The sequence below is a fragment of the Micromonospora sp. U56 genome, from assembly GCF_018070095.1.
In the GTDB taxonomy this organism is placed as follows: domain Bacteria; phylum Actinomycetota; class Actinomycetes; order Mycobacteriales; family Micromonosporaceae; genus Micromonospora; species Micromonospora purpureochromogenes.
In genome coordinates, this window is record NZ_JAGPYL010000014.1 from 68,618 (window position 1) to 76,596 (window position 7,979).

Below are 7,979 nucleotides of genomic sequence, written 5' to 3' on the forward strand. Positions count from 1 at the left end.
CGCGCCCGGCGGCCTCAACCGGCGTACGACCTTTGCAGCGCCGCCTCCAGCCGCCGCTCCCACTCCTCGCCGGCGTCGCCGAAGCCCGGGTACTGGTCGCGGAAGTTGTCCCAGTCCGGGCGGACGTGACGCACCGAGTCCGGGGTGAACTCGCCGGCCCGGTCGCCGAGCTCCGGGATCAGCGCCTCCGTCACCCGGTGCCACGGCACCGTGGTGAACTCCGCGAGCAGGGTGGCGTCGTACAGATCCTTGCCCTGCGGGTAGCTGTCGGTGGCCAGCCACAGCAACTTCCAGACGAGCGAGAGCTGCGGGCTCACCGCCCGGACCAGCACCGGCTCGGCGCCGTCGGCGACCGGCACCGGCGTGTCGGCCGGGGGTTCCGGCAGCTCCTCGTTGAAGACCGCGTCCAACTGGACGGTGCCCGGGGGAAGGTCCGGGGCGTACCAGGGGAAGACCAGGCGGCGGCCGGGCACGCGCTCGTAGGTCCAGATCTCCGCCGTCGACACCTCGTCGGCGTCCACCCGGACGTCACCCGCGGGCGGGAACCGCCGGACCGCGTTAACGATCCCGTCGACCAGGTCCCGACCCTCGGTGCCCTCCATCGCCATGGACGCCGGGGTGACCACGAAGTCGAGGTCGCCCGGCTCCCGGGCGTGGTCGCCGAACCAGGCCCGCATCAGCACGCTGCCCCGCAGTACCAGGTGCTCCCCGCAGGTCGAGCCGGCGATTGCCGCCAGGACGTGGTGCATCGCCGTGCGGCGGGCGGCCCGCCACCGCGCGCCGGTGGCCGGGTCGGCGAAGTCCGGCTCCCCGGCGACGTAGCCGTGCGGAAAGTGCTGCAGCGCCGGGTCGAAGGCGCCCCGCTGCCGAACGCCCGGCCCCCGGGTCACCGGCTGGTAGGTGCCCGGGAAGCCCTCCGCACCGGCCGGCTTGGCACGCATCGTCTCCTCGAACGCGTTGATCCGTTCGCGGAACAGGTCGCGGGTCATGCCCCCCCTCCGATCCAGCCGGCGTCGATCGCCGCGTTGTCGTCGGCCACCACGTACTCCTCCTCCACGCTGACGATCTCGTGACCCCGGGCGCGTACCGCCTCGACCAGGGCGGCCAGCCGGTGCCGCGCGGTCCGCTGCCCCACCCCGTGACAGCGTTGGGTGACGAACCGTTCGTGCCGCCCGTCCGGGCGCTCACGCCGGGCGTTGCGGGACAGGTGCGCCCCGTACGGCTCGACCGCCGCAGCCAAACCGTCCAGCTCGGCCGGATCCAGCAGCAGCTTGAGATGGTGCTCGAAGTAGCGACCGGCCGGATCGCGCCGCGCCTCGTCGTCCCCGGCCGGGACGCCGGTGTTCCACGGCGCCGCCTCGATTTTTGTGCGGACCACCTCGAACCCCTCGCGGCGCAGGGCCTCCGCCCAGCCGGCGGCCCGTGTGCGCTGGTCGGCCAGGGTGCCCGAGCCCGTCCCGGTGACCATCGGCTGGGCCGGCACCGCGCCCCGAGCCAGCCGAATGTCGGTGAACTTCAGCCCGTACCGGGCAGCGAACCCCGCCAGCCGGTCGCCGGCCGCCCGGCCGGGGCGGACGGTGAGATGGATGTCGAAGTCGCCACTCAACTGTGGGGCCGGGTCCGTGGTCACGGCGGCGATGCTAGTGGCCGGGCCGGACACCGCGCAGTTCCGTTTCAGCAGCCGCCGGGTGCCGTCGCCCGTCTCACCGGGGTGGGCGGGCCGTCCAGGCTAGGAACCTCTCGAAAAGGTCCGTCGGGGACGGGGCGGGGTTCGGATTGAGCTTGATCAGATCGGCGGTGGCGTCGAACAAGAGGCCAGCCATGTAGATGGAGAGGCCTACGCGGTCCCGCCGGTACTCCATGCCTAACAGCAGCCGCGCGGGCTGACACGGCCAGGCGGCGGCGCACACCCGGCACAGCCACAGCGGCCGCATCGGCACATGCGGGCGGACCGCCCGTCGCTGACGGTCCGGTACGGCGAAAGTGGGCATTGCCATGCACCCATGGTGACGGCTTCTATTGTCTACGCCAATAGCCACCGTAGTTGTCGCCGTATGGCGACTGTGCCGCTGTCATCGTCAACGTGTGGAGCTTGTCGGCGTATCGGAGATTCGGGAGATGCTCGGTGGCGTCTCCCGGCAGCGCGCGTCCGTGATCGCCAATCAACGGAACTTCCCGGAGCCGATCGCCGTCCTGGCCATGGGCAAGGTGTGGCGGAAGTCCGACGTCGAAAAGTGGATCAAGCAGCACCGGCCGGACTCGCTGGCAGACTGAGCGTCCGCCGTATGGAGCTGGTGGGAGCGCACGAGATCCGCGTGATGCTGGGCAACATCAGTAAGCAGCGCGTTTACGTGATCACCAGTCACCGCAACTTCCCTGAGCCGATCGCTGACCTGATGCAGGGCAAGGTCTGGCGGAAGTCCGACGTGGAGCAGTGGATCAAGCAACATCGGCCGGACCTGGCCACCGACTGACTGCTCGTCAGCGGTGCCCGGCCATCGCTTCCACCGCCTCCTTGGCGGTCTTCAGGTCCGCGCCGGTCGCCGCCCGGTACGCCTTGATGGCCTTGATCTTCTCGCCCCGGGCCAGGTGCTCGCGGACCCCGGGCAGCGCCGGTCCCTCGTCCACGACGCCGAGGTGGTCCATTACCAGCTGGAGTCGGCGTTCGATCTCGGTCAGCCGCGCCGCCGTGCCGTCCCGGCGAGCCGTCGCGGTGGACAACTGTGCCGCGAGCAGCGCCACGACGAGCGCCAGCAGGATCACGAGGGTGGCTTCCATGCCGGTGATCCAAGCAGACCGACGCCGGTGGCGGAGGCCCACCAAGGGGCTCCCGGGTGTCTGATCCCACCTGACGGTTGATGTTCCCGTCCCAGCTGTGGTTTGGGAGTTGGCCTTGCCCGTTGGTCGTCTCCGTTCCGTGGGCGATTACGCGCGCCCCGGTTGGCGACGCGGCGAGCCTGAACACCGCACCTGCCGGAACACGCGATCCATCCGGCGGCCGACCGGCAGCGCCAGCGCCAGGAACATGATCGGCTGAGCGTGTCTTCGACACGCTGAGGCCCCGTCTGTGAGTACCTTGGAGAGCGTAGGCCGCCCCAGTTCCTATCAATGCCACCCGGCCTGTCGAGTCTCAGGACCCGGGTGCCAGATCAGTCTCGGGACGAGGTGTCGGCGTACCGGCTCTGGTGCAGAGCCAGGTACGGCTTGACGTGCAGACCTGAAGGAAGGTCAGCGGCCAGCGGTGATCGACTGCCATGTCGGGCGGCGGGCACTGCCAGTGGCCTCCCTGGTAACGGTGCGTTATACAGAGGGATCTGCAGCGGAAGTTTCGCAACCGCTGCTGCCGATGTGCGCGCACCTGATCTTGCTTCAAGGCGCTTCTCCGATGTCAGGCGGTCGCGCGGGTGCGGCAGGTCGTGGCACCGGAACCACGCTACGGCTGGAAGTACTCCGACATCACGCGGCTCACCCATTCCGGCTGCTTGATGTCGACCGGGAGGAACTCCGCCATCGTCGGCTTCAGGTCGATGACCGGGGTGCCCGAGACCGCATCGAGGCCCACCACCGTCAATTCGCGGCCCTGGACGGACTCGATGGCGCAGCACGTTACCCCGATGCGGTTCGGTCTGCGGGGGCCGCGGCCAGCGAACACGCCAACGGGCGGGAGGTCGGAGCGGCCGCGGTAGGGGCGGGGCGCCGTGCTCCGGGAACTGGTCGAAGATGAAGAGGACCTCCACGTGGGAGAAGCCCTCCAGACCCGGTCAACGTGCCGTCCACGCGGCGTGGCAAGCAGACGAGTGACCAGGTCCACTCACCGCCATGGGATCGACGACGGATCATGTGCTACGGTAGCCGAGTTGCAGTTTTGATTTCCGTAGACGTTTTCCGGCGCCTGATGGGGCATCTGAAACCCATCCAGGCGCTTTTCGTTTTTCGTGTCGTTTCGACGCGGGTGATCAACGCGGCGGCGTAAGGGTCCGCACAGTGCGGTCTCTAACAGCCTGCGAAGGAGCAGACATGACTACAGGTACCGTGAAGTGGTTCAACGCCGACAAGGGCTTCGGCTTCATCAGCCCGGACGACGGCGGCGCCGACGTCTTCGCCCACTTCTCCGCGATCTCGGCGAGCGGCTTCCGCAGCCTCGACGAGAATCAGAAGGTGGAGTTCGACATCACCCAGGGCCAGAAGGGCCCGCAGGCGGAGAACATCCGCCCGCTTTGATCCACACTCTGCGAACGGCGGCCCGACTGGTTCAGCGGGCCGCCGTTCGGCGTTTCATGCGCTCACCACGGCATCGCGAAAGTCGTCTGATCGGCAGAAGGCCGGCCATCTCGGTGTGGAGCCAGCTCAGCATTGCCCCCGTGTTCTCTTCTCTGGATCGATTCGGACCTCGGGCGCTAGTCTGCCCAGGCCGACTGTCAGCTCGCCCAAGGCGCGCCTCTGGCTCATGAACCAGACAGACACAGACGTCGACCCTTATCGCTAACGAGCCGAATTCCGCATCGCCGCCGCCCTGACGGTCGAGGCACGTACGGTCGCGGTCCAGGTGGAGCACACCATGGTCGGACTCGACGCCTCGCCTCCTGATGACTGTCAGACAGCCGGGACCCGGGGTGCGCGGCGTTACATCCTGAAGGGTTGATGACTATGACGACGACCTACTCGGGTCCTGCGAGGCTGATCCTGGTCGACGGCGCATGCATATCCGGCATGGCTTCCCTCAGGACGAACCAGCGCGGAGGACTCAACGGCTGGGGCGGCACGTTCCGTCCGGACGAGATCACGACAGACCTTCGCAACGCAGTCGAAGGGCTGCAATTGGAACTGCCCTACGATCGGATGGGGACAGTCGCCGTCACCGGCATACGCAAGCTACTCGCCACGCAGGTGTTGGTGTCGTTGGCAGGCCGCGGACCCGCACCATTCTGATCGTGCGCCGCACGGCCGCCGCTACATCGCCGCCGCGACGCGGTCACTCTGCTCCGCTCGCATCCGCCCGCCCTGCGGTGACCGAACGTAGTCGGACGAATCATCCGTCCTGGTGGCGATGGCAGCCTCAAGGCGGCCGACGTCGATCTCCTCTACATGTGGATCTTTGTATGTCCGGCCGTACCTGGCTGTGTACGTGACGCCGTACGCCGACCCGAGGGCACCCGGCTGGACAACCATCTCTGGCATAGCCGGTCCGCCTTGACCTCTACGGGAGTTCGGCGGGAGTGGCCGACATTCGATTCAAGCGATGGGCGATGGGCGATGAGCAGCGCGCAGCCGTGAGGTCGTGGCCTAGCCGCAGCCGCGGGACAGGGTGGAGACGGCCAGCAGGGTGTGCGGGTCGAAGGTGGTCGTCCACTCCTCACCTGCTTCGGTGCGCACCTCGACCTCGTGGTCGGTCAGAAATCGGGCGGTGTCGAAGGTGTCCTCAGGGCCGACCGGGTCGAACGGAACGGCGAAACAGGCGAGGTCCTGGTCGGCTTCCCGGCTACGTAGCCCGGCCCGCGAGCGGATCCGCAAGACATCGAAGCCCGTCATGAAAGCGGGGTAGTGCAGGACGACCACCTCGAACGATCCGTCTGGGGAAACGGCTACAACCTTGGAATGCCCGTCTGACTCGTAGCCGTAGAGAGACGCCCCCATCGAAAACTGGAAGCCATTCCAACCCATCACTAACGCCAGAGCTGTCGCGACAACAGCCACCGCCCATGCCAGCCTCGCCGGCAGAACGAGCCACGCCGCGATGCCGAGCAGCACCGGCACGGCGATCAGCACAGCCGCCACAACTGACGAACGGCCGAACGGCATCAGATGCACGTAGTGCCACGGATTGCGCCAGGCAACTAACACGGCTGGCACCGCAACGACGACCAGACCGGTGAGGACAGCAGCCATCACGCGCCGAAGGGCGACGTTCGTCGGTCGCTGCTCGCTTCCCTGCTCGATCATCCGCTCATCGTGGTTGATTGCCAAGGCCACGGCTACCCGGCCTGGTGTCGCGCGGGTGCGGATCCGGCGGGGCGGGCGTCGCCGTGGCGCCCGCGACTGGCCGCGCGGGCCGTCGGGTAACGATCATGTAAAGGGCGCGAACCTTTTCCGGCCCGTACCCGCTCTACCTGGTCACCGGCCCAGCGAGGGCCCCCGGGGGAGGCGTACGGATGAAGCTGGTGTGGAGGCGGGCCTACGAGGCGCGGGGCCTGCTGGCGGCGGCGGCGGTCGCCGCGCTGGTCGCCGTCGCGCTGGTCACCGGGTTGTCCGACTACAACCGGCGGGCCATCGACGCCGGGCAGGGGGCGATGCTGGCGGCTGCGCCCGCCGCCGAGCGCAGCCTGCTGATCAGCGGGTCCGGCGGCCGGGACGCGGCCGAGGCCGCCGGCCGGGACCGGGCCGTCCGGGACAGCGTGGCCGGCGGGTTGGGCGGGGCGACGGTCGTCGTCTCCGCTGCCCGCCACGGCACCGGCCGGGAGCTGACCGGCGACCTCGGCGCCGCCCGCACCGACGACGACCCGGTCTTCGCCGACCTCGCCACCCTCGACGATCTCGCCGCGCACGCCGAGCTGGTCGGCGGAGCCTGGCCCACCGCCGGGGCGAACCCCACCCAGGTCAGCGTGCCCGAGCGGGTCGCCGGCGCGCTGCGGCTCACCCCCGGCACCCGGGTGCAGATGACCGACCGCAGCTCCGGCCGCGCCGCCGACGTGGTGGTGTCCGGGATCTTCCGCCCCCACGACCCGGCCGCGCCGTACTGGCAGCTCGCCCCCGGTGTGACCGGCGGCGGTGACACCGGCGACTCGTACGGCCCGTTCGCCCTCGACCCGGCCGACTTCGCCCGTACCTTCCCCGGCTCCACCTCGATCTCCTGGGTGGTCGAGCCGGACCTGCGCAGCGTCGCGTCGAGCCGGCTGCCGGAGGTCAAGGAGGAGGTCGCCACCGCCGCCGTCGAGGTGCCCGAGCAGGCCGGTCTCGGCTCATCCGCGCAGAGCGTCACCGGCCTGGACCGGCTGATCGACCGGCTCGGCCGCGCCGACCTGGTGGGCCGCTCGGCGCTGCTCACCCCGCTGCTGCTGATCGTGGTGCTCGGCGGCTACGCGCTGGTGCTGGTCGCCGCGCTGCTCAACGAGGACCGGCGGGCGCAGACCGCGCTGCTGCGCGCCCGCGGAGCCGCCCGGGGCCAGCTCGCCAACCTCGCCGTACGGGAGGCGACGCTGGTGGTGCTGCCGGCCGCGCTGCTCGCGCCGCCGCTGGCCGGCGTGGCGCTGCGCGGGATCAGCGGCGGCGAGGGTACGGGCGGCCTGCGGCTGGACAGCGGCGGCGCCGGGGCGGTCTGGGTGGTCGCCCTCGCCGCGGCGGTGGGCTGCCTGCTCGCCATGGTGCTGCCGGCCCTGCGTCGCGCCGGCAGCTACGTCGCCGACATGGCCGCCCGGTCCCGCCCCACCCGGGCCGCCACCGTGCAGCGGGCCGGGGTGGACCTGGCCCTGGTGCTGCTCGCCCTGCTCGCCTGGACGCAGCTGCGGCAGTACTCCTCGCCGCTGGCCGGGGCGGGTGGCCAGCTCGGCATCGACCCGCTGCTCGCCGTCGCCCCCACCCTCGGCGTGCTGGCCGGGGCGGTGCTCGCCCTGCGGCTGCTGCCCCCGGCCACCCGGTTCGCGGAACGGTTCGTCGACCGGCGACCGTGGACGGCGACCATGTTCGGCATGTGGCAGGCGGGCCGCCGGCCGCACGCCGGGCCGGTGCTGCTGCTCACGCTCGCCGTCGGCGGCAGCACCCTGGCCTGGTCGCTGGTCAGCACCTGGGAGCGGTCGCAGCGCGACCAGGCCGACCACAGCGTCGGCGCCGACCTGCGGGTGACGGAGCGCGGCGGTGCCGCGCCGGTGGGCCGGGCCGCCGACCTGGCCGGCCTGCCGGGGGTCCGGGCGGTGCTGCCGGCCTGGCGGGACGAGGTGCGGCTGGGCCGTGACAGCCTGCCGGCCACCGTGCTCGCCCTGGACACG

Annotated in this window: 10 protein-coding genes; 5 read left to right on the forward strand and 5 right to left on the reverse strand. The window is 70.6% G+C overall.

Translation table 11 applies throughout. The features are described 5' to 3' along the window. Positions 1 to 14: 14 nt before the first annotated feature. Together KBX37_RS34280 and KBX37_RS34285 are read right to left on the reverse strand one after the other, a co-directional pair. Positions 15 to 989, reverse strand: a complete 975-nt coding sequence (locus tag KBX37_RS34280) for a nucleotidyl transferase AbiEii/AbiGii toxin family protein (RefSeq protein ID WP_247657297.1) — start codon at positions 987 to 989, stop codon at positions 15 to 17. Further along, complete coding sequence (locus tag KBX37_RS34285; RefSeq protein WP_247657299.1) at positions 986 to 1,630, reverse strand: hypothetical protein; 645 nt, start codon at positions 1,628 to 1,630, stop codon at positions 986 to 988. The genes KBX37_RS34280 and KBX37_RS34285 overlap by 4 nt, the downstream gene beginning before the upstream one ends. A gap of 455 nt (positions 1,631 to 2,085) precedes the next feature. Between KBX37_RS34285 and KBX37_RS08100 the strand changes: the two genes are divergently transcribed. Together KBX37_RS08100 and KBX37_RS08105 are read left to right on the forward strand one after the other, a co-directional pair. Then, positions 2,086 to 2,274, forward strand: a complete 189-nt coding sequence (locus KBX37_RS08100; protein ID WP_179803768.1) for an AlpA family transcriptional regulator — start codon at positions 2,086 to 2,088, stop codon at positions 2,272 to 2,274. 11 nt (positions 2,275 to 2,285) lie between these two features. Further along, entirely contained in the window at positions 2,286 to 2,474 is a 189-nt protein-coding gene (locus KBX37_RS08105) for an AlpA family transcriptional regulator (protein WP_210775292.1), read from the forward strand. 7 nt (positions 2,475 to 2,481) lie between these two features. Here the strand turns inward: KBX37_RS08105 and KBX37_RS08110 are convergent, their stop codons facing one another. Both KBX37_RS08110 and KBX37_RS35580 read right to left on the reverse strand, forming a co-directional pair. Then, entirely contained in the window at positions 2,482 to 2,778 is a 297-nt protein-coding gene (locus tag KBX37_RS08110) for a hypothetical protein (RefSeq protein WP_210775293.1), read from the reverse strand. A gap of 655 nt (positions 2,779 to 3,433) precedes the next feature. Continuing rightward, the gene (locus KBX37_RS35580) at positions 3,434 to 3,811 is read right to left on the reverse strand and encodes a TrmO family methyltransferase (protein ID WP_374103696.1); all 378 of its coding nucleotides are present in this window, start codon (positions 3,809 to 3,811) and stop codon (positions 3,434 to 3,436) included. Positions 3,812 to 4,017: 206 nt separating this feature from the next. Between KBX37_RS35580 and KBX37_RS08120 the strand changes: the two genes are divergently transcribed. Both KBX37_RS08120 and KBX37_RS08125 read left to right on the forward strand, forming a co-directional pair. Then, positions 4,018 to 4,221 (forward strand): cold-shock protein, encoded by a 204-nt coding sequence (locus KBX37_RS08120; RefSeq protein WP_013283833.1) that lies wholly within the window; start codon positions 4,018 to 4,020, stop codon positions 4,219 to 4,221. Positions 4,222 to 4,647: 426 nt separating this feature from the next. After that, on the forward strand, positions 4,648 to 4,929 hold the full coding sequence (locus tag KBX37_RS08125; RefSeq protein ID WP_247657306.1) for a hypothetical protein: 282 nt from the start codon (positions 4,648 to 4,650) through the stop codon (positions 4,927 to 4,929). 354 nt (positions 4,930 to 5,283) lie between these two features. Here the strand turns inward: KBX37_RS08125 and KBX37_RS08130 are convergent, their stop codons facing one another. Beyond that, positions 5,284 to 5,940 (reverse strand): hypothetical protein, encoded by a 657-nt coding sequence (locus tag KBX37_RS08130; protein ID WP_210775295.1) that lies wholly within the window; start codon positions 5,938 to 5,940, stop codon positions 5,284 to 5,286. 209 nt (positions 5,941 to 6,149) lie between these two features. Here KBX37_RS08130 and KBX37_RS08135 point away from each other — a divergent pair. Then, on the forward strand, positions 6,150 to 7,979 hold a 1,830-nt coding region (locus KBX37_RS08135; RefSeq protein WP_307848995.1), incomplete at its 3' end, for an FtsX-like permease family protein.